Origin of the sequence: Clostridium sp. KNHs214 (assembly GCF_000744935.1) — a bacterium.
GTDB lineage: Bacteria > Bacillota > Clostridia > Clostridiales > Clostridiaceae > Haloimpatiens.
Genome location: NZ_JQMW01000011.1, coordinates 712733 through 736928, shown reverse-complemented (window position 1 = coordinate 736928; position 24196 = coordinate 712733). Strand labels below are relative to the sequence as shown.

Below are 24196 nucleotides of genomic sequence, written 5' to 3'. Positions count from 1 at the left end.
GGGGGGAAAGACAATGGGAGAAAAGGTTTTAATGAAAGGTAATGAAGCTATAGCTGAAGCTGCAATACAAGCTAACTGTAAAGCTTTCTTTGGATACCCAATAACACCACAAACAGAAGTAGCTGCATATATGTCTAGAAAAATGCCTAAAATAGGCAGAGTATTTATACAAGCAGAAAGTGAAGTAGCTGCTATAAATATGGTATATGGTGCTGCAGGTACTGGAGTAAGATGCATGACATCTTCAAGCAGTCCTGGAATAAGCTTAAAAGCAGAAGGAATATCGTATATTGCAGGAGCAGAACTTCCATGCGTTATTATAAATATAGTAAGAGGAGGCCCGGGACTTGGAAGTATACAACCAGCTCAATCAGACTACTTCCAAGCAACTAAAGGTTGCGGACATGGTGATTACAGATTACCAGTATTTGCACCTTCTTCAATACAAGAAATGGTAGATTTAATTCAAGAAGCTTTTGACGTAGCAGATATGTATAGAACTCCTTGTATGGTAATGGGAGATGGAATGCTTGGTCAAATGATGGAACCAGTTGAATTCAAAGAAAGAACAGCAAGAAATTTACCAGAGAAAACTTGGGCAGCTAATGGATTACAAGGAAGAAAAGATCACAATGTAATAAATTCATTGTACTTAAAATCAGAAGACTTAGAGCAACACAACATAAAACTACAAAAGAAATATTCAGAAATAGAAAACAATGAAGTTAAATATGAATTATACAATTGTGAAGGGGAAAAAGACCTTATAATAGTTGCATATGGTACTACATCAAGAATATGTAAAAATGTTATAAAGGCAGCTAAAGAACAAGGAATAGAATTAGGACTTGTAAGACCAATAACATTATGGCCATTCCCTAACGAAGCTTTTGAAAAGACTGTAAATAACACAAAACATGGATACTTATCAGTTGAAATGAGTTGTGGACAAATGATTGAGGACGTAAGACTTGCTGTTAATGGCAGAAAACCAGTAGATTTCTACGGAAGAACTGGTGGAATGGTTCCTCATCCAGAAGATATACTAGCAAAGGTTAAGGAAATTGTAGGGGGTGTAAAATAATGAAGGTAGTATTTCAACCACCAAAAGCGTTATTAGATGTGCCTACACATTACTGTCCAGGATGTACTCATGGAGTTATTCATAGACTAGTAGCAGAAGTTATAGATGAATTAGGCATAGTGGACAAGACTATTGGAGTAGCTCCAGTAGGATGTTCAGTTCTTGCATATGATTATTTTGCATGTGATATGTTTGAAGCAGCTCACGGAAGAGCACCAGCTGTAGCTACAGGAATAAAAAGAACTAATCCAGATAAGGTAGTTTTCACATATCAAGGTGATGGAGACTTAGCAGCTATAGGAACTGCTGAAATAGTACATGCTGCTACAAGAGGAGAAAATGTAACTACTATATTCGTAAATAACTGTATATATGGAATGACTGGCGGCCAAATGGCTCCAACTACATTACCAGGACAAGTTACAGAAACTACTCCTTATGGAAGAGATGTAAATTTAGCTGGTCATCCAATAAGAGTATCAGAAATGATATCTACTTTAACAGGTGCTTGCTATGTTGAAAGAGTTTCAGTAGACAGTGTTCCAAATGTAATAAAAGCTAAAAAAGCAATAAAGAAAGCTTTCCAAAATCAATTAGAAGGAAAAGGTTTCTCATTAATAGAAGTTTTATCAATATGCCCAACTAACTGGGGATTATCACCTAAAGAAGCTATGCAGTGGTTAAGAGATAATATGATGCCATATTATCCACTAGGAGTTAAAAAAGACTCTACTACTGAGGAGGTGAAATAGTATGACACAAGAGGTTATATTTGCAGGTTTTGGAGGACAAGGTATACTTTCTATGGGAAAATTCCTAGCTTATGCTGGTATGGATGCTAACTTAAATGTTTCATGGCTTCCTTCTTATGGACCAGAAATGCGTGGAGGTACAGCAAACTGTTCTGTTATATTATCAAAAGAACCAGTAGGCTCACCTATAGTTACGGAACCAAGTTCTGTTATAGTTATGAATAGACCATCTTTAGATAAGTTTGAAGAAAGTATGGTTAAAGGTGGATTATTAATAATGGACAGCGACTTAGTAAACAGAGATGCTGAAAGAAAAGATATAGAAGTTATAAAGATACCTGCTCAATCTGAAGCAGAAAAATTAGGTAGCAAAAAAATAGCTAACATGATTCTTTTAGGAGCACTTGTTAAAAAGACTGGTATAGTTTCTATGGAAGAATTATTAGCAGCGCTTAAAGCTCATGGTAAAGAAAAATTCTATGAAGTAAATAAAGCTGCATTAGAAAAAGGTGCAGAATACGCTAAATAAAGCGTTAGTAATTAGGCACATTCATATAAGAAACTTAAAGACTAAGGGAGTTAACTCTTACTTAAATAAAGGAGTTAAACCTTTAGTCTTTTTATTATATGACGCAAAACAGACTAGCATACTGACTTGTTATTTATTTGAATGTGCCTTAATAAGAATATAATGTTAAGTTAATAAGTTTTCGTTATAATAAAAGGAATATTATAACTGGAAGGAGAATATTTAATATTAACATATTAGGAGGGGTGAGAGCATGGAGAATAAAAGGGATTTAAGTATATCAGGCTCAGGTTCTATAGGTGGTGGAGATTATAATGAAGTGCGTATATCAGGTTCGGGAAAGGTTCAAGGTGATATTAATTGCAAGGACATTAGAATTAGTGGCTCAGCTAAAATAGAAGGCAATGTAAAAACTAAGAATTATAGCATAAGTGGATCATCAAAAATAATTGGCTCATTAGAATGTGAAAATTTAAAAGTATCAGGCTCTTCTCATATACTAGGAGATCTCAAGGGAAGATACATGTCTATTTCTGGAAGCAGTAAAATAGATGGAAGTCTGTATGGGGAAGAAGTTAAAATATCCGGGGGAATGCACATAGGAAAAGATTGTGAAGTAGAGAGATTTAAAGCTAGTGGAAATTTTGAAATAGCAGGTTTGTTAAATGGAGAGAATATAGAAGTAGATATAGGAGGGAAGTGTACAGTTAAGGAAATAGGTGGAGAAAATATAAGCATTAAAAATAGTGAAATAGGAGGTTTTGCTTTCTTAAACTTATTTATTAAAAGAAAGCTTTTTGCAGAGATTATAGAAGGAGACAATATACATTTAGAAAACACTGTTGCTAATACAGTTAGGGGAAAAAATGTTTATATTGGAGAAGACTGTGAAATAGATACTTTAGAGTATACTGAAAAAGTAAAAGTAGATTCTAATTCAAAGGTTTTGAACATTAAAGAAGTGTAAAAATACAAAATGTATATAATAAGTATATATTTTATACTTGAATTTTTTATTTAAACCTATATAATAAATATATTAATGTGTATTATAGCTATATCTAAGAATATGAAGGGCTAAGAAAAATGAAAGGAGTGAGTATATGATTCACAAAGTTATAAGTAGATGTCCCGTATGTAACAACAATCTTTCGGTGACACGATTGGAATGTAAAAATTGTGGTACTATAATACAAAATGAATTTCATTTATCTAAATTTGCCTATTTAAATAAAGAACAAGAAGATTTTATAGAAGTTTTTTTAAAGTGTAGAGGTAATATAAAAGATGTAGAGAAAGAATTAGGAATATCCTATCCTACAGTCAGAGCTAAATTAGACGACGTTATATCTGCATTGGGATATACTGTAGACAAAAAAATAAAGTGCGATAAAAGAGAATTAATCAATATAATTAATTCAGATGAGGTTTAAAAAAACTCCAAACTATAATTTGTTTGGGGTTTTTTTACGAAAAAATTAACATGATAAAAAGCTAGATGAAATGGATAGATATAAATAGTTGTTATAAATTTATAAGTATAATATAATAAAGTTATGTTCAAAAATAAATTGATTAATTTTATGATTCAATCACAAAAGGTACAATGTAGTGGAATTATGAAATTTCTCTTCCATGACTTGTATAAGAGCTCGGAACAATAAATTTAAACAGCTCCTTTGCTTCTTATGCAAGTCATTCCAGAGAAATTTCATAATTCAGGTAATGTAATACTTTTTGTGGGATAATCATTTTATAGATTTTGTATAGAGTGGAGGAAGAAAAGAATGGGTAGAATGTTTGGAACGGATGGTGTAAGAGGTGTTGCTAATAGTGAACTTACAGCAGAACTAGCGTATAAATTAGGTAGAGCTGGAGCATATGTTTTAACTGAAGGAGCTCATAAACCAAAGATATTAGTAGGAATGGATACTAGAATATCTGGCGATATGTTAGAATCTGCTTTAGTAGCAGGAATACTATCTGTAGGAGCGGAGGCAATATGTGTGGGTATCGTACCAACACCAGCTATAGCTTATTTAACAAGACAATATAAAGCAGATGCAGGGGTAATGATATCAGCATCACATAACCCAGTAGAATACAATGGAATAAAATTCTTCAATAGAAATGGATATAAGCTAAAGGATGAATTAGAAGACAGGATACAATCTGTTATAGAGAATAATATGGGGGGAGTACCACTTCCTACTGGAGAAAATTTGGGGAGAAAAATAGTAGAGGAATCTGCTTTAGAAGATTATATAGAATTTGCAAAGTCTACCATAGATGGAGATTTAAAGGGAATGAAGATAGCATTGGATTGTGCTAATGGAGCATCTTTCCAAACAGCTGTGGAGACTTTTAGAGAATTAGGTGCAGAAGTAGTAGTTATAAACAATGATCCAGATGGAGTCAATATAAATAAAAACTGTGGTTCAACTCATCCGGAAGAGCTTATGGATTACGTAGTTAGAAAAGGATGCCACTTAGGACTTGCCTTTGACGGTGATGCGGATAGATGTCTTGCAGTAGACGAAAAAGGAAACCTTATAAATGGAGATTTCATAATGGCCATTTGCGGAAAATACCTAAAGGAGCAAAGAAAATTAGACAACGATGTAGTAGTAGTAACAGTAATGAGTAATCTAGGATTGGATATAGCATTAAAAGAAGCTAATATATCTACAGTTAAAACTAAAGTTGGAGATAGATATGTTTTAGAAGAAATGCTTAAGGAAGGATATAAATTAGGCGGAGAACAATCAGGACATATTATATTCTTAGATTATAATACTACAGGAGATGGACTTGTAACAGGACTTCAAATTTCAAAAATAGTTAAGGAAAGTGGAGAAACTCTTTCAAAATTAGCTTCAGCTATGACAGAGCTTCCACAGGTATTAGCTAATGCTACAGTACCAAATAATAAAAAGAATGTATATAATGAAGACAAGGAAATAATAGATGAAATAAAGGCTATAGAAGAAAAATTACATGGATGTGGAAGAGTACTTATAAGACCTTCAGGAACAGAACCACTTGTAAGAGTTATGCTTGAGGGAAAAAATCAAAAGGAATTAGATGAACTTGCACATAATCTTGCTAAGTTAATAGAAGAAAAAGCAAATAGTTAATATAGAGATTTAAATTAGGAAGCTCCACTTCAGCATGAGCAAAGGGAGAGAATTCACTAACAGGATACTTAAAAGTAGATATTTAAGTATCCTGTTTATATATATGTATAAAGTACTTCATCTATAGTAAGAATATAGATGGAGATTGAATGTTATATGGTTTGTTGAATTTTTAGTATTTGTACACTGGACATAAATTACCGGAGGTTTTGTTTTTAATTTTTAAATTTAAATTATAGTTAGTTTCTAAAAGGGCTTTATTCTTCATTTTAAATTTTATATTTTTATTTTTCAACTGCGAAAGTTGAATTATATATTATCAATTGCAGATACGAATATAATTACATTATTAGATAGCTATATGTTAAAAAGCCGTAAATGTGGTAAAATAGGATTATGTGGTAATTGTGTATATAAAATAAAATCTATAGCACAAACTATAGGACTAAGGAGGAAGATTTGTATGAAAGTTAAAAAAGCTATAATTCCCGCAGCGGGATTGGGCACTAGATTTTTGCCTGCCACAAAGGCACAACCTAAGGAAATGCTTCCTATAGTAGATAAGCCTACTATTCAATACATAATAGAAGAAGCGGTGGCTTCTGGTATAGAAGAAATATTAATAATAACTGGACGTAATAAAAGGGCCATAGAGGATCATTTTGATAAATCTGTAGAATTAGAGAATGAATTAGAGAAAAAAGGTAAAGAAGAAACACTTGAAATGGTTAGAGATATAACTAACATGGTTAATATATATTATATAAGGCAGAAAGAACCTAAGGGACTAGGTCATGCTATAAACTGTGCTAAAACTTTTGTAGGCAATGAGCCTTTTGCAGTTATGCTTGGAGACGATGTGGTAGATAGTGATAAACCATGTCTAAAACAACTTATAGATTGCTATAACGAGTATAAAACAAGCATTTTAGGTGTACAGGAAGTAGACTATAATGATGTATCAAAATATGGTATAGTGAAAGGAATGCATATAGAAGATAGGGTTTATAAAGTGAAGGATTTAATTGAAAAGCCTAAAAAAGAAGAAGCTCCATCTAATGTAGCTATACTGGGAAGATATATAATAACTCCTAGAATATTTGATATATTACAGAATACAGCACCAGGTAAAGGCGGAGAAATACAGCTTACAGATGCCCTAAGAACCCTTGTAAAAGAGGAGGCCATGTATGCTTATAATTTTGAAGGAAGAAGATATGATGTAGGGGATAAGCTAGGATTTTTAGAAGCTACAGTGGAGTATGCATTAAAGAGGGATGAATTAAAAGCTGATTTTATGAAGTATTTATTGAGCATAAAGGATAATCCTAAATTTAAAGAAATTTATGAGGAAACGCTAAATAATAAGTAAGCGCTAAATAATAAGGAAGCGTAAATTTTGTTATTAATAAAGATGGAGTGTTTGTAAATATATAAAACACTTCATCTTTATTTAGCATATTATGCCATTGCCTTAATAACTTTATTCAATATATAATATGCAACTATAGCGGATAAAATTGCAGATAAAGAGAACACAGCTATATTTTCATTAAAATAACCAAGTCCTACGAAAGCACCTACCATAAGTCCAGCGCATATGGAAACACACCACTTAAAAACTGTTTCTAATTTTGAGTTACATACTATTTTATTATTGAACTCTAATTTTCTATTAGAAAAACAGTATAAAGACAATGCAAAGAATAGAATAATTAAAATCCAACATATTAATAGTTTTAATGATAAATTTGGGTATGAGAGGATTTGGTATACATCACATGCATTTTTAGCATTGGTGTTATACCATTGGTTATTAGCAAAATTATAGTTGTATATATACAAATAATTTCCTATATCATTAAGTTTAACAAGTAGTTTACCGTCACAAGCAAGGTTAAAAGAAATTCTAAGTATATCAGATATTATTAATATTAAAAATCTAGGTACTAAGAGAGTTAGTGCACATGTAATACTGGAAAATACAACATTTCCCATAATAGTTTGAAAGAATAAGAATACAGTGAAAAGTAATATATACACAGTTGAATCCATAATAAACCACTTTAATATATCGGAAAATGGGTTTAAAGAAGTATTTATCCACTTTAAATTAGCTAGATAAAAGAAAGATATCAATATGGCATTTATAAGGAAAATTCCAATTATAATAACAATTCCTAAGAACCATTTATTTTTAATAATATCTTTTTTAGTAAAAGGCATTGAAAAAATTAAACCATAGGATTGAGTGCTTTTTTCATTTAAAAATAAAGCTAAACTCAATAGGCATACAAGAGCTATCATAGCTACAAAGTATAAAGAACCATACAATAAGGAGTTATTAAACCATCTTACGGTAAACATTTGGCCATGTTGTGTTAAATATGATTTCTGTAAGTTTAATGCAGTCATAAGTTTGAAAAGTTTAGTGTATAATATGCAAAAGAACATGAGCATAGCCACCCATTTGGTAGTTTTCCAATCCTTGTATAACAGTGATTTATTTAGCTTGAATTTCATTTTTATCACCATCCTCCACTGAACATATGAATATTTCTTCTAAGTCTAAATCTAAAAATTCCATAAATTCTACACCTAGATTTTCTAAATCTTCTTGAAACTTTTGAGAAAAATCATTAGTTACCAAATAATAAACTCTACCTACATTTTTAAAATTCAAAATACTACTCCAACTTTTTATAACATCAATAGCTTTTTCACTATTTTTAAATATTACTTGAACCTTTCTTGTTTTCTCTTTAATGTTGTCTAAGGATGAAGATAATATAATTTCACCATTTTTTATCAGGGCAATATTGTCACAAATTCTCTCTATATCAGCTAGATTGTGAGAAGATATAAATACTGTAGTTTCATTTTCAGCAACTTCATCCATAAGCATATTCATAAAATCTTTTTTAGCCAATGGATCTAGTCCTGTGGTAGGCTCATCTAAAATTAAAACTTTAGGATTGATACTTAAACTAAGCATTAAAGAAACTTTAGTTTTCATTCCCTTAGAAAGTTCTCTTATTCTTTTTTCTATAGGTATTTTGAATATATTATTTAGTTTATTGAATTTTTCTATAGAAAATTTAGTATAAGTCATATTGTAAAATTCCAAAAGTTCTTTTACTTTAAAATATGATAAAAGGGAATTTTCATCAGAAACATATCCAATACAACTCTTAACTTCTACATTTTCAAAAATATCTTCATTATTTATAAGAGCAGTACCACTATCCACCTTATATATACCCGTTAAGCATTTAATTAAAGTGGTTTTACCAGCGCCATTTTCACCAATAAGTCCAAAGATACTTCCTTTTGGAACTTTCAAATTTATATTTTTTAATATTTCATTTTTCCCTATATTTTTATAGAGATTAGTTATTTCTATCACGTGAACACCCCCTAAAAATCTTCATATATATTACTTAAAAGGTCAATTAAATAATTTTTATCTAAACCCATGTAATGAGCTTCTATTACTATCTTTTTCATAAGTTCTTTTAATTCTTCTAATTTATCATCTGTGGGTGAAGGAGTGTAGTTTTCTGCTACAAAAGTTCCCTTTCCCCGTATAACCTCTATGTTTTTACTCCTCTCCAATTCCTTATAAGCTTTAGCTATTGTGTTTGGATTGGCAGTAATCATAGTAGAAAGTTCTCGTACAGAAGGAAGCTTATCTCCTGGTTTTAGTATGCCTTTTAGAATATTTTCCCTTATATTATCTATAATTTGTTTATAGATGGGAGTACTACTTTTGCTATTAATTTGAATCAAATTTTCACCTCCATAATTTCATATGTGTATTAAGTGTACTATGCTATATAGCACACTTATAATTTACCACTTATTTCTTATTAAGTCAATAAGACATAAAAAATGATTATTCCACAATTCCACCACATGGTACTTTTTTGTGGTTTAATCATAGGAATAAACAAACAAATTTCCATTATTTGAATATATAATGTAAAATGGTTATAATATATATATAGTTACGTTAAATAAACTGCCTATGGTAGTAAATAGAAAGGACGAATCAAATTGCTTGAAGATATAACTATGTTAATAAAGAGAATAGTAGATGATGATATATTGGCATTAGGAGCAACTAATAGTTGTATAAAATATAAACATGTGTAGACAATCAAAGTTAAATGTATATATTTTATTAAAAAGCTCCCTACATTCGTAAAGAGTGTAGAGTGGTGTTAAAAAAACATCCAAAACTCCTTTAACTGCTGGAAGTCCCTAAAGCTACATTAACCACAACGTAAGAATGAAATAAGTCTAAGCGTGAAGGTGACGAAAGTAGAAAAAATAATGTAGATAGTGCAAGGTTAAATCCTAAACACTGTGACAATGGGTAATCAGCAACCAAGTTCCGAAAAGGAAAAGGCTCAACGACTAGAGAGTAATCTCGTACCTTCAAGTGAGGGGAAATGGGGAGGGTCCTAAATAATTAGGATTGTGATATAGTCTGTGCTTATATGAAAGTATAAGAAGTTCATAAACAGAGCTCTTAGCTTCAGATGGAGTTTTTACTCCAACTGAAGGTTAGAGATCGTTATCCAGGGACGTAGCTGCCGTTATCTCCCACTTTGTTAGAAGTGGGAGTGTTACGGCAGGTAGTCATCGGATAAAAGAACTGCATAGGAGTAACGACCTTATGTGAACACTCTAAAAACAATACAAATGTGCATTAGATAATTTATTAAAACAACCGTATTTTAAAATTCTATAATTTATTTATTTCTTAAATCTTTAACAATTAAAGTATAAACGTAATTATTTACAAAATGTTGTTCTTTATTAAACTTTAATTTTCAATTGTTCATTAATTTGTTTTGGAATAGTAACCTTAATTAAAAAAAATCACCTTATAAAATAAGTGCATTATTTTTATAATGTCGCAAATGAAAGAGCTAGGATGGGTATATTATATAATATAAAAGTATAGTATACAAGCGAGGTGAATAATAATGGGTACTATTATTAAAACAGTAAAACAATATTCCTATGAATTAGATGATAATATAATAAAAGAATTATCATTTATAGGAAGCAAATATAGAAATGTGAAGAACTATGTATATTCAAGATATAGCGGAATTAATAGTATCCCATTATTAAAAAAAGATAGACAAATAAGAGATGAGTGGGTAAAAACAGAATTTGCACAACAATGGAAATTACCTGCGAGATATTGGAAATTAGCTTTAAGCGAAGCTTTTGGAAATATTAAAGCTGAGTGGACTAATATCAAGAATAGAGTTAAAGAACAATGTAAAGCAAATAATAATTTATCAAATGAAGATAGGCATTATATGATTAAACCACAAAAAGGTACAATGCGATGGAATTATGAAATTTCTCCTCCATGCCTTGCATAAGAGTTTGGAACAATAAATTTAATTTAAGAAATTCTAATCTTTTAGCCATATAAAATTATCTAACGCTCACATTCAGCGTCCTGCTTCAGGTTCGCTAGCCTGGCGTCCTTGCCAGGCTTACGATAATTTTATCTGTCTAAAAGAAGAATTTCTAAAATTAAATTTAAACAGTTCCTTCGCTTCTTATGCAAGTCACTCCAGAGAAATTTCATAATTCAGGTAATGTAATGCTTATTGTGGGTTAATCATTATATAAATTATATCCTTAAATTCAATGATTATTATTATAAAGTATTAAAGAATAAATCTTTTGAAATTCCTAAAATATTTAAGGATAAAGACTTAAATTATAAATATCTTAATAGTCTTATTAAAAGATATACAAGAAGATATAAAGGACAGATACCATATTCTAAAAGCGGAAGAGTATTTTCTATTGATACCGGTTTATATAGGTATAAAGATGGATGTATAAATATTACATCTACTAAGAAAGGCAAAAGATTATCTATTAAATTAACCGATAATAATCAATATGATAGGACTATGACAGTTAAAAGAATAGATAATAAAATAGAAATTCACTGTCCTTTAAAAATTAAAACAAAGGTAAATCACAATAAAGAAAATATTATAGGAATAGATAAAGGTTATAGGTATTTATTTGCAGTATCAAGCGATGAATTTTATGGTGAAAATCTTAATAATTATCTTAATAAGGAAACTGAAAGATTAAATAAAGTTAATGAAAATAGAAATAGGTTTTGGGCTTTATACAATCAATATTTAGAACAAAATAATATTGAGAAAGCTAACACCATAAAAGAAAATAACTTAGGTAAAGTAAAATATAATCACAATAAAAAGAAGCATGACCAAACTGTTAAATCTTATATAAATTATTCACTAAATGGATTAATAAATAGAGAAAAGCCTACTGAAATAGTTATGGAAAATCTAGATTTTGTTAATTGGAATGATAGGTATCCTAAATCAGTAAAACGTAAATTATCAAGGTGGATAAAGGGGTATATAAGAGAAAGGCTAGAGTATAAGTGTGATTACAATAGTATTAAATATACTTATATTAATCCAGCTTATACAAGCAAAGTTTGTAATGTATGTGGAAGTTTTGGTAAAAGAGATGGTGATGTGTTTACTTGTCCTAAATGTGGTGAAATTCATTCTGATACTAATGCAAGCAAAAATATATTAAAAAGAAAATATGATAAAGAAATTACGTTATATACAAATTATAAAAAAGTTAAAGAGATTTTAGAAAATAGAGTTAGTTAATTTAAATTGCCGTTAATTTAAATTGATATAAATATAAAAGAATATTTAATCACAAATGTATGTACCCTATGAAAATAGAGCATGCATTTTATCAGAAATGAGGGTTAAATAATTCTTTCATTGTAAAATTTTAAAATACGGTTGTAGGATAGTAAATAATTTTAAGTTAAAAGATTTAAAAGATTTTACGAACTGGTACATCCAAGACTTTAAGCCACCATAAGGTGTGATAAGTGCGAATTATCTAATATGAGTACATTTGTACATGTTTTTAGAACCAGCTCAACTAGCATATGGATTTATATTATCTTTTTTCCCATTTTTAATATTTTTACTTACCATAGTTGGATATAGCTCTGTGAGTAGTGAAGCCGTATTAACTAGTATACAACTTATATTGCCTCAAAATGCATTTGAGTTAGTAAAATCTACAGTTATTGAAGTTGTAGATTATAGGAAAGGAAATCTATTATCTTTTGGTTTAATAGGTACTATATGGGCATCTTCTACAGGTTTTAGAGCAGTAATAAGAGGTCTCAATAGAGCATATGATGAAGATGAAAAAAGGCCTTATTGGAGAGTATTTGGTATATCAGTCTTATGTATTTTTGCTTTAATATTAATTATAATGAGTGCATTTTTATTGATAATATTTGGAGATGTGTTAGGTGAATATATACATAAATGGTTTAGGTTTACGAACAACTTTTTTTATTTTTGGAATTCTCTTAGATATGTAGTAATGGTTATATTTATGATATTCACTTTTGCAGCTATGTATCATTTTATACCTAGTAAAAGGATGGGGTGGAAAGAAGTGATGCCTGGAGCTACTTTTACTGCTTTAGGCTGGTTAATATCGTCTTTATTGTTTTCTTATTATGTGAACAATTTTAATAATTATTCTAGAGTATATGGAAGTATAGGGGCAGTTATAGTGATAATTTTATGGCTTTATATAACTTCTGTTATAATATTAATTGGCGGAGAACTTAATGCAGTACTCTCCTACAACAAAAAATCAAGATAAGAATATATTGTGAAGTAAGTGCCATAAGAAAAATCTGTCTTTAAGTCCACAATAAATATATTTTCTTAGACTGTTCGCAGTACGCCAAAAAATTCCAATGTTTTCAAATTTCAATACCCTAAAGCTTTCAAACTCGCTTCTGACGGCGCTCAAACAATGAAAGCTTCTTAACGGGTATTGAAATTTGAAAACAAAGAATTTCTAAGGCTAGCTCAATAGTCTAAGAAAATATATTTATTGTTACCTAGACAGATTTTTCAGTTCATGCGTACATTGCTTCTAGGGGAGATGGCCTACTAAAGGATGATTTTCCTCCGCTACGCTATGGAAAATCTTTAATTTGTAAATAAATGAGAAAGCGCTCATAATATTTTTTTGGGCGAAGCCTTTCGTTTACTCCCTAGTCATCAAATGTTTTTTAGTACTAGGTTATAGTTTCTAGATGTTAGAATTTGTTATTATAATACATATTTATGTTTTTTAACCTATATGACGATCATTCATTATAAATCAACAGGCTCACGCCCAATGTCATCAAGCTAAAATGTAATAAAAAGTAAAAAACTCCTTTCAAAAACACTTTACATTTTAAAATTATCACAAATAATCAAAAAGAGCACATAAATTTTGTGTATTTCTAATGATTAAAGGTGATAAAAATGAAATTAAAAAAAAGCTTTAAAAAAGCCATGTTACAAAGTAAAATAATGATTGAGGACTATATATTTAAATGTTCGAATAGAACAAGTCCATCATACTTTACGAGGGCAGGAAAAATGGGATTTAAAGAAACAATGCTATTTATGCTAAATATGATAAACAAGTCTTTACAAGTAGAATTAAACAATTTTTTTGAAGTGATTTTGAAAAGAAAAGATACAATTTCAAAACAAGCTTTTTCAGAAAACAGGCAAAAAATTAATCCTAATGCATTTATTGAGCTAAATGATAAAATAGTAGATGTTATTTATGAAGAATGTGATGAATACAAGCTTTGGAATGGATACAGATTAACTGCCATTGATGGTACTACAATAGAGTTACCTAATACAGAAACCTTGAGAAATGAGTTTGGATATGCAAAGAATCAGCACACCAGCGTAGCCATTGCTCGCGCAAGTGCTTCATGTCTCTTTGATGTGCTAAATAAAATTGTTATAAAAAGTAAAATATATCGTTTTGAAACTTCTGAAAGAAAAATAGCATTAGAATTAATTTCTGAAATGAAAAAAGTTTCTTCAATAAAGGACTTAATATTATTTGATAGGGGATACCCAAGTATTGAGCTGATGTCTACGTTGATTGAAAGCAATATTTATTTTGTCATGAGACTAAAAAATAATGTATTCAAGAAAAAAATTAATGTAGAAAAGCAGGATCAAATAATAGAAATTACACATGATAAAAAAACATATAAAGTTAGAGTTATAAAATTCTATCTTGACTCAGGAACTGAAGAAGTTTTAGTAACTAATTTATTTGATGAATCTATGAAAATTCAAGAATTTAAAGAATTATATTTTAAAAGATGGGGCATAGAGATAAAATATGATGAATTAAAAAATCGACTTGAAATAGAAAACTTTACAGGTACAACTAAAATAGCAATAGAGCAGGATTTCTATGCTTCTATTTATCTGTCAAATATGATTGAATTGGCACGTAAAGATAGTGATGAAATAGCAAGAGTTGAAAGAGAAAATAAAGAAACAAAGTATGAATATAAGACAAACTTAAATATTTTAATAGGCAGCTTAAAAGATAAGCTTATAATGATGTATCTTGAAGAAAGTCCAAGAAAAAGAAATAAGATTTATAAAGAAATCATGCAAAAGGTTTCAAAAAGTAGCATTCCCATAAGACCTAATAGACAAAATCCTCGCATCAAAAGAATTGCAAGAGGAAAGTATAAGAAAAATAAAAAACGTAGTCTGTAGCTTTAAACAAATAGCCTTTAACAAGAATCCTATTTCATGTTTGTACAAAAATTTTGACAGTTATCAGGATTTATTTGTCATACAAAAAAATAAGTCTAAAACAAGTCTTATTTTAATATTTTATAAATTAACCCAATAAAATAAAAATCGCAAGTTAATATTCCATATTATTGAATATTAACTTGTAGTTAGCTGTATTCCCCCATAGATAGCTTATGCATGAACCGAAAAATCACACTTTAAGGGAGTGAAAAAATTGGAATTGGGACTATGGAACTAGCTTTAGAACTTCTTATGTTTGCAGATTTCAATTTCCTAAAACCTTAACTCGCTCCTTGCGTCCCTCAAACAAGAAGGTTTCTTAACGGGAATTGAAATCTGCAAACATGTAGAAGTTCTTAGCGTATTGTGATTAGTCCCAAATTACAATTATTTCACGGACTTAAAGTGTGATTTTTCTTACGGCACTTGCTTCACAATATTCTTATTTAGTGTATAGTTCTACTATTTTAAGAATTACTTCTACTGATTTTTCCATAGCGAAAGTTGGAATATACTCGAATTTACCATGGAAATTGTGTCCACCAGTAAATAAGTTTGGAGTTGGAAGACCTTCAAAAGAAAGTCTAGCACCATCTGTACCTCCTCTAATAGGAACTACTATAGGCTCTACACCTACTTCTTTCATAGCTTTGTAGGCAGTATCTACTATATGTTTAACTGGTTCTATTTTTTCTTTCATATTGTAGTATTGATCCTTAATTTCTAAGTGTATGATATTGCCATATTTTTTATTTAGCTCTTCAACTATTTTCTCCATGTTGATTTTTCTTTGCTCAAATATTTCTCTATTGTGATCCCTTATTATAAATGAAAGTTTGGTTTCCTCTACATCACCTTGGAAGGAACATAAATGATAGAAACCTTCATAGTGCTCAGTGTGTCCCGGAGTTTCAACGGTTGGAAGCATACTTACAAGTTCAGTGCCGATAAGTGCAGAGTTTATCATTTTGTTCTTTGCAGAACCAGGGTGAACATTTCTTCCAGAAATTTTAATTTTTATGCCAGCAGCATTGAAGTTTTCGTACTCTAATTCTCCAATGTCTCCACCATCTACAGTGTAAGCAAAGTCTGCATTGAATTTTTTAACGTCAAAGTGGTCAGCGCCTCTTCCAACCTCTTCATCTGGTGTAAATCCAACTTTGATGGTTCCATGTTTAATTTCAGGATGAGCTGCTAAATATTCTACAGCAGACATTATTTCAGCAATACCTGCCTTGTCGTCAGCACCCAAAAGAGTTGTTCCATCAGTAGTTATAAGGGTTTTCCCTATATAATTTTTTAGTTCTGGAAACTCAGATGGAGAAAGAACTATATTGTTTTCTTTGTTTAATACAATATCTCCACCGTCATAGTTTTCTACAAATTGAGCATTGACATTTTCACTAGATATTTCTGGAGAAGTATCCATGTGTGCTATAAAACCAATAGTAGGAACGGATTTTTCTAAATTTGATGGCAATGTAGCCATTATGTATCCGTTTTCATCCATGGAAGCATCTTGTAAACCTACAGCCTTTAATTCCTCTACTAAATCTTTAGCAAGTAATAATTGTTTGCTAGTACTTGGTACAGTATTGGAATCTTCATCTGATTTTGTGTCATACTTTATGTATTTTAAAAATCTTTCAACAACTTTTGACATAAATTCATCTCCTTATGCATAATTTTTACAATATAAAGTTATTATACTATTTTTCTATTTCTAATTCAATGATTATCCCACAATAAGGTAGAATGTAATGGAATTATGAAATTTCTCCTCCATGACTTGCATAAGAGTTTGGAACAATAAGTTTAATTTAAGAAATTCTAATCTTTTAGCCATATAAAATTATCTAACGCTCACATTCAGCGTCCTGCCTCAGGTTCGCTAGCCTGGCGTCCTTTTAAGGGTTACGATAATTTTATCTGTCTAAAAGAAGAATTTCTAAAATTAAATTTAAATAGTTCCTTCGCTTCTTATGCAAGTCACTCCAGAGAAATTTCATAATTCAGGTAATGTAATGCTTATTGTGGGTTAATCATTCAATTATATAAAATATTAAAAATGAAAGCAATCTTGCCAAAACACAACAAGATTGCAACAAAACGTGAATATTAGAAAGTATTTATTATATCATTTATCTTTCTTTCTTCTTTAATATAGTTGATAATATTTATAGATTTCGAAGAATCGCCTATTAATATACAACCAACTATTTTTTCATCTCTAAAAAACAGTTTTTTATAAATTTTCTTAACAGGATTGTTTAGTACAACTGTAGAGTTGGTTTCATCGTCATTTACATTTCCACAGGAGAATACTGTAGTGTTAAAAGCTTGTAATATAGTGGATGAAACAAAGTTTTTGAATATTAAATTATCTCCTAAACAATTGGCACCAGCAGTAGATCCCATTTGTTCTGCAGCAGTCCAAGTACCAAAAACTAATCCATTTAGTTCAGCTATATCTCCACAAGCATAAACATCCTTTATATTTGTCTCCATTTGTTCATTTACTATAACCCCTCTGTTCATTTCTAGGGTTGTGTTTTTAAATAAATTTATATTGGGTGTAATTCCCACAGAGAATAAAACCAAGTCTGTATCTAAGATCTCGCCATTAGATAACTTAAGTCCAGTAACTTTAGTATCACCTAACACTTCTTCAGCGTTTGCATTTTTTAATACTTTTATGCCAGAGTTTTCAACTATATCTTCAAATAATTTAGAGCCTTTATCATCTAGCTGCCTTGTTAAAAGTCTAGGTGATCTTTCTAGAATAGTTACTTTAAGTCCTTGCTCTTGGAAACTTTCAGCGGCTTCTAATCCTAAGAGGCCACCACCTATTATAGAAACTTTGGTGCAAGAATTTACTTTAATATAATTTTTAATATCCATTAAATCCTTTAAACTTCTTAATGTAAAGGCCCCTTTTTTGTTATTGCCAGGTATAGGTGGAATGAAGCTGTTACTACCATTTGCTAGTATTAGTTTATCATAGATTAATTCTTCTCCGGAGTTTAAAATTAAAGAATGAGAAGCGATATTTACTGAATTTACTTTAGTATTTAGTTTAAGTTGTATATTATTATCTTTATACCACTGCTCATTATATATATATATTTTATTTTCATCTACAGAGGCGCCTATCAAACCTGTAAGTTGTGGTCTGTAGTAGGTTATATAGTTTTCAGCAGATATAATAGTTATTTCACAATTTGTGTTACGCTGCCTTATAGACTTAGCAGAGGAGATTCCTGCTATGCCATTTCCTATTATTACAATATTGTCTTTTGAATTTGAAGTGAATTTTGCATCTTTTTCATTAGAAGTATGGGAAGATTTTTTTACTTCTTGGAATAACTCAGGTCCAACACCACAAATAGGACAATATTCAGGAGGCTGTGTTCCTTCGAATATATAGCCGCAAATTGTGCATTCCCATATTTTCATATCTTCTTTTTCTTCACTATTTACAGATGATTGCGCTATTTCTTGAAACATTTCAGGACCAACTCCGCAAAGAGGACATATATCTGGAGGGGTTATCCCTTCGTGAATATAACCGCATACTGTACATACCCATTTTTTAATCATATTAATAGCTCCTTTCTAAAATATATACTAGTATATAATATATAAATCATAATAATATTCTTTCATATTTTAGGATAAATTTCAATGCTAATTTTTAATTATTATTAGTTAATATAATATTTCCTTTTGCAAATGTAAAGCAAGTAATTAAACTGTTATAAGAATTTCATTTGAAAAAATAGTTTATTGGATAAATAGCTATAGTGATATTTGTAGTTTATAGAGGAATGAAAATTATCCTTATGAAAATTAATTTTTAAATTTTAGGTGTAGTAAAATGACGTCTGAAACTTAGAAATTCGTTTATATTTAATTATATTTTAGTTTTACGGAACTAATTAATAAAATGATTAACCCACAATAAGGTAGAATGTAATGGAATTATGAAATTTCTCCTCCATGACTTGCATAAGAGCTAGGAACAATAAATTTAATTTAAGAAATTCTAATCTTTTAGCCATATAAAATTATCTAACGCTCACATTCAGCGTCCTGCCTCAGGTTCGCTAGCCTGGCGTCCTTGCCAGGCTTACGATAATTTTATCTGTCTAAAAGAAGAATTTCTAAAATTAAATTTAAATAGTTCCTTCGCTTCTTATGCAACTCATTCCAGAGAAATTTCATAATTCAAGCAATGTAATACTTATTGTGGGATAATCATAATATTTTAATAGAAAAAATATTAATACTAATATATAATGTAGTTTGAAATTGATATAATATTACACAATAAGGAGATAAAGAATGAATTTACTAAAAGTAATATTTTGGTCAGCAGTGCCTATAGTAGAACAAAGAGGAGCTATTCCCTTAGGGATAATAAAATATCACATGAATCCTTTTGTGGTTTTTATAGTAAGTTTATTAGGAAGCTTGCTTCCTGTGCCGTTTATACTATTGCTATTTAATGCTATATTTGACTGGATGAAAAAATATGAAATATTTTCAGGAATAAATAAATTTATTGAGAAAAAGCTTAATAAAAATACTGATAAGATGGAAAAATATAAAGAACTAGGACTTATTATATTTATAGGAATACCACTTCCAACTACAGGATTGTGGACAGGCAGTGCTGTAGCAGCCTTTTTGAAATTAGATAAAAAGAAGTCCTTTATATGTGCAGTAATAGGAGCAATTATATCAGCTACCCTAATAACTATACTTTCTTTAACAATACCTGCTGTGCTAGGATATTAATAATTAGATTATTTTATAGTTTAGTTTGCAGAACTACTGTTGCTTGTGTCGATGGTAGTTTTTTTATTTGTAAAATGGGTTATAAAATGTGCAAAATGCAGTAAGTTGTATTGTGTTATTTTTAAAATAATTATGAAAGTGTTATAATGATAATATGCGGTTTTTATATAATAAAATAAATTCTTAATTTTAGGGGGATAGTCAAATGAACGTGGAGGTTTTTAAGGAGTTTAGAAAAAAAGTAAATGACAATGTAAGTAAAGTTATAGTGGGGAAAGAAGATAAAATAGATAAAATAATAGTCTCGTTTATATGTGGAGGGCATGTACTCTTAGAAGATGTACCTGGTGTTGGTAAAACAAAACTAGTAAAGGCACTATCTAAATCAATGGATTGTTCTTTTAAAAGAATACAGTTTACGCCAGATTTGCTTCCTTCTGATATGACGGGAATTTATTACTATAATGCAAAAGAGCAAGAGTTTCAGTTTAAACCAGGTCCTATATTAAGTCAGTTTGTGTTGGGAGATGAAATAAATAGGGCAACCCCTAGAACTCAATCAGCATTATTAGAGAGCATGGAAGAAAGACAAGTTACTGTGGAAGGAAATACTATAAAACTAAGTAGACCTTTCTTTGTAATGGCAACGCAGAATCCTATAGAACAGTTTGGAACATTTCCTCTTCCAGAGGCTCAATTAGATAGATTTTTTATAAGATTATCCATGGGTTATCCAGAATATATGGACGAGAAGAAAATGATGGATAGATTTATAGAAAAGGACCCAATAGATCAATTGGAGTCAGTGGTAACAATGGAGGATATATGCTATGTACAGGATAATTATACTAAAGTGTATGTAAGCGATGAAATGAGAGAGTATATATTAAATATAATAATTGCTACTAGAAAACACGACAGAGTAGAGGTGGGATGTTCACCAAGGGCAACTCTAGCTCTTATGAAGGGCAGTCAAGCTCATGCAGCTATAAATGGAAGAGATTATATTACACCTGAAGATGTAAAGGCCATGGCAGCACCTGTTATAACACATAGACTAGTATTAAAAAGTGAAAATAGTGTTATGGATAATAAGGGTGAGTACATAGTGGAAGAAATCTTAAATACTGTAAAAACGCCTTTAGAAGAGGTATAGAGGTGGTTTAAAATGATATCTTTTTTAATATTTTTATTTATAATAATTCTAGTGTATGGTATATCAGATTTCACTAAAAACAAGGGATTTTATAAGTTATCATTATACAGAAAAGTAGATAAGAACTCTGTGGTAGAAGGTGAAGAAGTTAAAGTTTCCATAATAATAGAAAATAAAAAAAGAATGCCTATATTCTTCATGCTTGTAAAAGAAGAACTGCCTTACGAAGTATTTAATAAAAACTATAAAAATATAACTCAGTATTCTATAGGAGGTTATGAAAGAATTAAGAAAACCTATGCTATTCCTATAGCACATAGGGGGGTATATCTTTTAAGGAAAATAGAAATGGTAGTAGGAGACATGTTTGGATTTTTTACTACAGATAAACAGATAGATAATTATCTGGAAATTGTGGCTTATCCTAAGGTAGTCAATATTATAAAACTAAAATTTGATAGTACAAGCCATCAAGGGGATGCTGTAATAAAAAGATGGATTTATAAAGATCCTCTATATATTAAGGGCATAAGGGAATATAATGTTGAAGATAGAATGAAGGATATACATTGGAAATCTAGCTTAAAGATGAGCAAGCTGATGGTTAAAGAATATGATTATACATCTGAAAGAGAGTTTATAACTATAATAAATGTTCAGTGTCATAAAACCCACTGGAGATATATAAATAAAGAAGCTGTGGATAGAGCCATAAAAGTTACGGTTTCTATAACAGATACTGCTTTAAAGGAAGGGATACGAGTTTCAGCGTGGACAAATGCTAATATAATTAGTTATTCAAATGACATTAAAAGCACAACTATTCCTTGTAATTCCTTAAAAGATGTACTGGAATTATGCGCAAGAATGGATTACATGCCACAAAACAGTTTTAGTGATTTTTTAAATAAGCACATAAAATATTTTAAACCTAACAACACTTATGTAATAATAAGTTCATTTTTTACTGAAGAAGATCAAAATATAATATTCTTTTTAAGAAATAAAGGTATTAATTTAAAAATTATTGATGTATCTGATAAAGGAGATTTAACTGAAGTAAGAGGAGTAGAAAAAATAGTGTATAGAGGTGAGAAATATTAATGAGTTGGTATAGGAGAATAAGATGTTTATTTACAATTGAAGTTGTAATGTTTTCTTATATAGTTTGGTCTACCTTGAGTTTTATAATTACTAAAAAGCATATAAGTAGTATTATTTTTTTTAATCTCCTAATTTCTGTGTTTTTAATGGAATATATAAATTATAAGAAGAATAATAAATGGCTAGCTTTAGGGTTTCCAGCTTTATTATGGCTCGGTGTAAATTTTTTATTTTATAAAAGCTTTGTTCCCTTTACGCTAAATTATGTCTATGTATTGTTTATAATTGTATATAGCTATAATTTAGAAAAAAATCATGTAAATTATTATTTTAGTAGGGAAATATTTAGGAAATCCTTATTTATAATAATACTGCTGTGGCTAATTACTATGATATTTGGAAACATTAGCAATAAGACCTTTTTTAGATTTTATATTATATATTTTACTATAGGCATAATATATTTAAGAGAAATAAGAGATTATAACTACAATGTAATAAATAAAAAGTCGCTTATCATAGATGGGGTAACTGCCGTTTTTATTTTTAGTTTATCTATTGAAAAGTTTTATCACATATTTTTTAAAGGTTTAATGTTATTGAAAACTGTATTTGATTATGTAGTGAATGTAGTTATAAAGATGTTAATGTTTGTATTAGATAAACCCTATACAGAGATCTTAAATTTTTTAAAATCTCTTTTTAGAGAAGAAATTGTATCAGAAAAGGGAACTTTAAAGAAAAAGATTGTTAATAAAAAAACTAAGGAAATTGTTTCTTATGCTAATGTAGATATGACATTTATAAGAATTATTATAAAAATATTGACATTTGCCTTAATATGTATAGTTGTATATAAAATTGCATCGAAATTAATTTATTATTCATCTAAGGAAGAAAATGCAAATGTAATAAGTGAAGAAAAAGAAAAAATAGAAATTGAAGAAAAGAAGAAGAAAAAAAGTATTTTAAATAGATTTATGAATAGTATTTATTTCGGGAAAGATCCCAAAAAGAAGATAAGGCATTTTTATAGAGAATTAGAAATAGATTCTAAGGAAAAAGAAATGTTCAATGAATATATGACTGCTACTCAATTAGAAAATTCTATAATTATAAATAGGAATGTGAAAAGGGAGGAATTAAAGTACATTACTGATAGATATAATGAGGTGAAATTTTCACATCATGAAATAGAAAAGACAACTGCAGAAGAATTTAAAAATAATTATTTTAAAGTAAAGAAAAAAATATAAAATAAATTTTTAATAATTTCGACAAGAAAACGGAAAATAAAGAGTAATTAATGGAATATTCTGAAAATTGTCAAGGATAAATGCTAAGTTTGTAAGAAAAAAGTTTGTTTTATGTCACTTTAGTACGATAAAAAAAATTTTGCAACTGTTATAAAATGACACAATTTTTTCTCTGCCAGTGATAATATAGTAACAAATAAAATATGGGGGGAAGTTAAATGATTGTAGTAGAAAATGCTATTAGACGACTACAAGAAGGTGATTTAACTCGAATTTATTCTTACAGATTGGTAAAAGACAAAATCTCAATTCATTTTAGAGGAAGCAATGAAGAAGTACAAGCTTATGGCATAGAGGTGGAAAGACAGGATATAGTAAATGGAGAAATAATTAATATACAAAGAGATTGTGTAGTTTCTATAAGTCCATATAGGCATAAAGTACATAATCTAATGAAAATACTATATGAAAACACAGTGTCACCTATTCACCTTTTAGATATAATAGGCGAGGAAGTTGATTACAGTGTAGAGGATTTTGATTGTGAACTAAAGAATATATTGGCTAATTAATTTTTTTATGAAGGAAATTATATTCCTTCATTTTTGTTTAAAAATTTAGTAAAATTTATTTGCATAAATTTTATCAATGCTATAGTGAGGTGGACA

Annotated in this window: 21 protein-coding genes; 16 read left to right on the top strand and 5 right to left on the bottom strand. The window is 29.5% G+C overall.

Annotated features, from left to right (window positions below; all coding sequences use genetic code 11):
• Positions 1–13: 13 nt before the first annotated feature.
• The 7 genes from CC89_RS11960 to galU all read left to right on the top strand — a co-directional run bounded on the left by CC89_RS11960 (position 14) and on the right by galU (position 6874).
• Positions 14–1084 (top strand): 3-methyl-2-oxobutanoate dehydrogenase subunit VorB, encoded by a 1071-nt coding sequence (locus CC89_RS11960; protein WP_035292405.1) that lies wholly within the window; start codon positions 14–16, stop codon positions 1082–1084.
• Positions 1084–1836: a thiamine pyrophosphate-dependent enzyme gene (locus CC89_RS11955; protein ID WP_035292404.1), complete on the top strand. Its 753-nt coding sequence runs from the start codon at positions 1084–1086 to the stop codon at positions 1834–1836. Before CC89_RS11960 ends, CC89_RS11955 begins: the two co-directional genes overlap by 1 nt.
• Before the next feature lies 1 nt (position 1837).
• Positions 1838–2365, top strand: a complete 528-nt coding sequence (locus CC89_RS11950; RefSeq protein WP_035292402.1) for a 2-oxoacid:ferredoxin oxidoreductase subunit gamma family protein — start codon at positions 1838–1840, stop codon at positions 2363–2365.
• Between the two features lie 253 nt (positions 2366–2618).
• Entirely contained in the window at positions 2619–3332 is a 714-nt protein-coding gene (locus CC89_RS11945; protein ID WP_035292401.1) for a polymer-forming cytoskeletal protein, read from the top strand.
• A gap of 136 nt (positions 3333–3468) precedes the next feature.
• The gene (locus CC89_RS11940) at positions 3469–3798 is read left to right on the top strand and encodes a DUF2089 domain-containing protein (RefSeq protein WP_035292399.1); all 330 of its coding nucleotides are present in this window, start codon (positions 3469–3471) and stop codon (positions 3796–3798) included.
• A 354-nt stretch (positions 3799–4152) separates the two neighbouring features.
• The gene (glmM, locus tag CC89_RS11935; RefSeq protein ID WP_035292397.1) at positions 4153–5502 is read left to right on the top strand and encodes a phosphoglucosamine mutase; all 1350 of its coding nucleotides are present in this window, start codon (positions 4153–4155) and stop codon (positions 5500–5502) included.
• A gap of 463 nt (positions 5503–5965) precedes the next feature.
• Positions 5966–6874: a UTP--glucose-1-phosphate uridylyltransferase GalU gene (galU, locus tag CC89_RS11930; RefSeq protein WP_035292395.1), complete on the top strand. Its 909-nt coding sequence runs from the start codon at positions 5966–5968 to the stop codon at positions 6872–6874.
• Between the two features lie 89 nt (positions 6875–6963).
• Here the strand turns inward: galU and CC89_RS11925 are convergent, their stop codons facing one another.
• Genes CC89_RS11925 through CC89_RS11915 form a run of 3 tightly spaced genes read right to left on the bottom strand, consistent with a single transcriptional unit; the run spans position 6964 to position 9291 of the window.
• Positions 6964–8025 carry a hypothetical protein gene (locus CC89_RS11925; protein WP_035292393.1) on the bottom strand — a complete coding sequence of 354 codons (1062 nt, stop codon included), beginning with the start codon at positions 8023–8025 and terminating at the stop codon, positions 6964–6966.
• Complete coding sequence (locus tag CC89_RS11920; protein ID WP_035292391.1) at positions 8006–8908, bottom strand: ABC transporter ATP-binding protein; 903 nt, start codon at positions 8906–8908, stop codon at positions 8006–8008. The genes CC89_RS11925 and CC89_RS11920 overlap by 20 nt, the downstream gene beginning before the upstream one ends.
• 11 nt (positions 8909–8919) lie before the next feature.
• Positions 8920–9291, bottom strand: a complete 372-nt coding sequence (locus CC89_RS11915) for a GntR family transcriptional regulator (RefSeq protein WP_035292389.1) — start codon at positions 9289–9291, stop codon at positions 8920–8922.
• Between the two features lie 1205 nt (positions 9292–10496).
• On the opposite strand from CC89_RS11915, the gene CC89_RS11910 reads away from it, so the two are divergent.
• The 4 genes from CC89_RS11910 to CC89_RS11895 all read left to right on the top strand — a co-directional run bounded on the left by CC89_RS11910 (position 10497) and on the right by CC89_RS11895 (position 15170).
• Entirely contained in the window at positions 10497–10907 is a 411-nt protein-coding gene (locus CC89_RS11910; protein ID WP_035292387.1) for a hypothetical protein, read from the top strand.
• 234 nt (positions 10908–11141) lie between these two features.
• Positions 11142–12203: an RNA-guided endonuclease TnpB family protein gene (locus CC89_RS11905; RefSeq protein ID WP_035292386.1), complete on the top strand. Its 1062-nt coding sequence runs from the start codon at positions 11142–11144 to the stop codon at positions 12201–12203.
• Positions 12204–12468: 265 nt separating this feature from the next.
• Positions 12469–13233 carry a YihY/virulence factor BrkB family protein gene (locus tag CC89_RS11900; protein ID WP_051931749.1) on the top strand — a complete coding sequence of 255 codons (765 nt, stop codon included), beginning with the start codon at positions 12469–12471 and terminating at the stop codon, positions 13231–13233.
• Between the two features lie 659 nt (positions 13234–13892).
• The gene (locus CC89_RS11895) at positions 13893–15170 is read left to right on the top strand and encodes an IS4 family transposase (protein ID WP_035292384.1); all 1278 of its coding nucleotides are present in this window, start codon (positions 13893–13895) and stop codon (positions 15168–15170) included.
• Positions 15171–15654: 484 nt separating this feature from the next.
• Here the strand turns inward: CC89_RS11895 and pepT are convergent, their stop codons facing one another.
• On the bottom strand, positions 15655–16875 hold the full coding sequence (pepT, locus tag CC89_RS11890; RefSeq protein WP_035292383.1) for a peptidase T: 1221 nt from the start codon (positions 16873–16875) through the stop codon (positions 15655–15657).
• A 455-nt stretch (positions 16876–17330) separates the two neighbouring features.
• Positions 17331–18812, bottom strand: a complete 1482-nt coding sequence (locus CC89_RS11885; protein WP_286161348.1) for an FAD-dependent oxidoreductase — start codon at positions 18810–18812, stop codon at positions 17331–17333.
• A 744-nt stretch (positions 18813–19556) separates the two neighbouring features.
• Here CC89_RS11885 and CC89_RS11880 point away from each other — a divergent pair.
• The 5 genes from CC89_RS11880 (at position 19557) to CC89_RS11860 (ending at position 24100) form a co-directional block, all read left to right on the top strand.
• A complete protein-coding gene (locus CC89_RS11880) occupies positions 19557–20012 on the top strand; it encodes a COG2426 family protein (RefSeq protein WP_035292380.1) in 456 nt (151 codons plus the stop codon).
• 205 nt (positions 20013–20217) lie between these two features.
• Positions 20218–21168, top strand: coding sequence for an AAA family ATPase (locus CC89_RS11875; RefSeq protein ID WP_035292379.1), 951 nt, complete (start codon positions 20218–20220; stop codon positions 21166–21168).
• A 12-nt stretch (positions 21169–21180) separates the two neighbouring features.
• The gene (locus tag CC89_RS11870; RefSeq protein ID WP_035292378.1) at positions 21181–22272 is read left to right on the top strand and encodes a DUF58 domain-containing protein; all 1092 of its coding nucleotides are present in this window, start codon (positions 21181–21183) and stop codon (positions 22270–22272) included.
• A gap of 389 nt (positions 22273–22661) precedes the next feature.
• On the top strand, positions 22662–23528 hold the full coding sequence (locus tag CC89_RS11865; protein WP_185750754.1) for a hypothetical protein: 867 nt from the start codon (positions 22662–22664) through the stop codon (positions 23526–23528).
• 218 nt (positions 23529–23746) lie between these two features.
• Complete coding sequence (locus CC89_RS11860; RefSeq protein WP_185750753.1) at positions 23747–24100, top strand: DUF6514 family protein; 354 nt, start codon at positions 23747–23749, stop codon at positions 24098–24100.
• The last annotated feature ends 96 nt before the right edge of the window (positions 24101–24196 follow it).

Excerpts from the sequence above, each read along its gene's own strand:
- CC89_RS11895 (WP_035292384.1), top strand. The coding sequence starts at position 13,893 with ATGAAATTAAAAAAAAGCTTTAAAAAAGCCATGTTACAAAGTAAAATA.
- galU (WP_035292395.1), top strand. The coding sequence starts at position 5,966 with ATGAAAGTTAAAAAAGCTATAATTCCCGCAGCGGGATTGGGCACTAGA.
- pepT (WP_035292383.1), bottom strand. The coding sequence starts at position 16,875 with ATGTCAAAAGTTGTTGAAAGATTTTTAAAATACATAAAGTATGACACA.
- CC89_RS11950 (WP_035292402.1), top strand. The coding sequence starts at position 1,838 with ATGACACAAGAGGTTATATTTGCAGGTTTTGGAGGACAAGGTATACTT.
- CC89_RS11875 (WP_035292379.1), top strand. The coding sequence starts at position 20,218 with ATGAACGTGGAGGTTTTTAAGGAGTTTAGAAAAAAAGTAAATGACAAT.
- CC89_RS11940 (WP_035292399.1), top strand. The coding sequence starts at position 3,469 with ATGATTCACAAAGTTATAAGTAGATGTCCCGTATGTAACAACAATCTT.
- CC89_RS11955 (WP_035292404.1), top strand. The coding sequence starts at position 1,084 with ATGAAGGTAGTATTTCAACCACCAAAAGCGTTATTAGATGTGCCTACA.
- CC89_RS11860 (WP_185750753.1), top strand. The coding sequence starts at position 23,747 with ATGATTGTAGTAGAAAATGCTATTAGACGACTACAAGAAGGTGATTTA.
- CC89_RS11960 (WP_035292405.1), top strand. The coding sequence starts at position 14 with ATGGGAGAAAAGGTTTTAATGAAAGGTAATGAAGCTATAGCTGAAGCT.
- CC89_RS11925 (WP_035292393.1), bottom strand. The coding sequence starts at position 8,025 with ATGAAATTCAAGCTAAATAAATCACTGTTATACAAGGATTGGAAAACT.
- CC89_RS11900 (WP_051931749.1), top strand. The coding sequence starts at position 12,469 with ATGTTTTTAGAACCAGCTCAACTAGCATATGGATTTATATTATCTTTT.
- CC89_RS11880 (WP_035292380.1), top strand. The coding sequence starts at position 19,557 with ATGAATTTACTAAAAGTAATATTTTGGTCAGCAGTGCCTATAGTAGAA.
- CC89_RS11885 (WP_286161348.1), bottom strand. The coding sequence starts at position 18,812 with ATGATTAAAAAATGGGTATGTACAGTATGCGGTTATATTCACGAAGGG.
- CC89_RS11910 (WP_035292387.1), top strand. The coding sequence starts at position 10,497 with ATGGGTACTATTATTAAAACAGTAAAACAATATTCCTATGAATTAGAT.
- CC89_RS11865 (WP_185750754.1), top strand. The coding sequence starts at position 22,662 with ATGATATTTGGAAACATTAGCAATAAGACCTTTTTTAGATTTTATATT.
- glmM (WP_035292397.1), top strand. The coding sequence starts at position 4,153 with ATGGGTAGAATGTTTGGAACGGATGGTGTAAGAGGTGTTGCTAATAGT.
- CC89_RS11945 (WP_035292401.1), top strand. The coding sequence starts at position 2,619 with ATGGAGAATAAAAGGGATTTAAGTATATCAGGCTCAGGTTCTATAGGT.
- CC89_RS11870 (WP_035292378.1), top strand. The coding sequence starts at position 21,181 with ATGATATCTTTTTTAATATTTTTATTTATAATAATTCTAGTGTATGGT.